Source organism: Halorubrum sp. AJ67 (assembly GCF_000513435.1).
Genome location: NZ_CBVY010000040.1, coordinates 6,968 through 8,481 on the forward strand (window position 1 = coordinate 6,968; position 1,514 = coordinate 8,481).

General features: G+C 69.1%; 1 protein-coding gene. It reads right to left on the minus strand.

All coding sequences use genetic code 11. The features are described from left to right. On the minus strand, positions 1–1,501 hold a 1,501-nt coding region (locus BN903_RS14925), incomplete at its 3' end, for a PAS domain S-box protein (protein ID WP_048078480.1). Positions 1,502–1,514 lie beyond the last annotated feature (13 nt).

A 1,514-nucleotide genomic window follows, 5' to 3' on the forward strand; every position in this document is an offset into this window, starting at 1 on the left:
CGTTGCCGTCGGTCCCGGCGTCGAATCGCAGGTCCCCGCCGGAGCGGTCCGCGATCCAGTAGACGAGCCACAGCCCCATCCCACCGGTGTGTTTGAGGTCGTCCATCTTCCAGCGGTCGGTAATGGGGTCGCGCTCGGCGGGCGGGATCGGCGGCGCGTTGTCCCGGACCGCGATCTCGACCCGGTCGGCCGGGGCCGTGACCTCGATCTCGACCGTCGGCATCGCCTCCGCGTGTTCGATCGCGTTCTCGATCAGCTCCGCGATCGCGTAGTCGAGCTCGGGGTGGGTGAACGCCCGCGCCTCCTCGGGACAGGAGACGGTCACCGACGCGCGCGAGTCACTTGGGTCGCCGACGGCGTCCGCGACCGCGCTCTCGACGAGGGGCGCGACGCGGAGCGGCTGCGGCGGCTCGTGCTGCCGGAGCAGATCGATCACGCCGCGCTGCTTCTCGGCGGTGGTCAACAGGTCGGCGGCGACGCGTCGGACCGTCTCCGCGTGGTCTCTCACGTCGGCCGCGAGTTTCGCGAAGTCCACGTCGGGATCGACAGGGTCGGGAGTCGTTGAATCAGAATCGTCGGAATCGGAAGTAGCAAAGTTAGAGTCTTCGGAGCCGGAATCGGCCCGATCGTCGGGCCCGTCGGACGACACCGACGACGCCGGCTCCACGGCGTCGTCGATCCGGTCGGCGATCCGTTCCGCGGTGCCGTCGACGATGTTCATGTCGTTGCGGATCGTGTGCCGGAGCAGGTTGTCCATCACCGTGAGCTGGCGCTCCCGGCGGTACTCGTCGGTGACGTCGCGGGCGAACCCGGTGACTGCGACGACCTCGCCGTTCTCCGTCACGGGGCGGCTGGGCACCCGGACCCAGCTCGTCGGCCCGTCGGGAGAGCCGATCCGGTAGTCGAGGTTCGTGGACTCGCCGGCGGAGAGCCGTTCCATCGCACGCTCGACGGCCGGGCGGTCGTCGGGGTGGACCGACTTCAGGAACATCTGTGGCTGTCGTTCGAGCGCCTCGGGGTCGATCCCGAACACCGGCTCGACCGCGCCGTTGACGAACAGCAGTTCGGTCCAGTCGGCGCTAAACATCCACAACACGTCGGGCGAGGTCGACGCGATGGTCTCCAAACGCCGCCGGGACTCGACTTCGAGGGTGATGTCGCGGGAGCTGAGCGCGTAGCCGTCGACACCGGTCTCCGCGGGCGGGAACACGAGCGTTCGGAACCACACCCAGTCGCCGTCGGCGGTGCCGTAGCGGTACTCCAGCGGGGAGTTCGGCGACGTGCCGTCAGCGACGACGGAGTCGAAGCCGGCGCGGACGCGGTCGACGTCGTCGGGGTGGACCAGATCGAACGCGTTCCGCCCGACAAGTTCGTCGGGGTCGAATCCGAGGAGGTTGCCGGCCGCCGCGTTGAGGTACCGGAACCGGCCCCGCTCGTCGATCACCGCGATCTTGTCTTGCGCGAGATCGATGAGCGTCTCCGGCTCCGGCGAGCGAGACATACCGGACACGTCC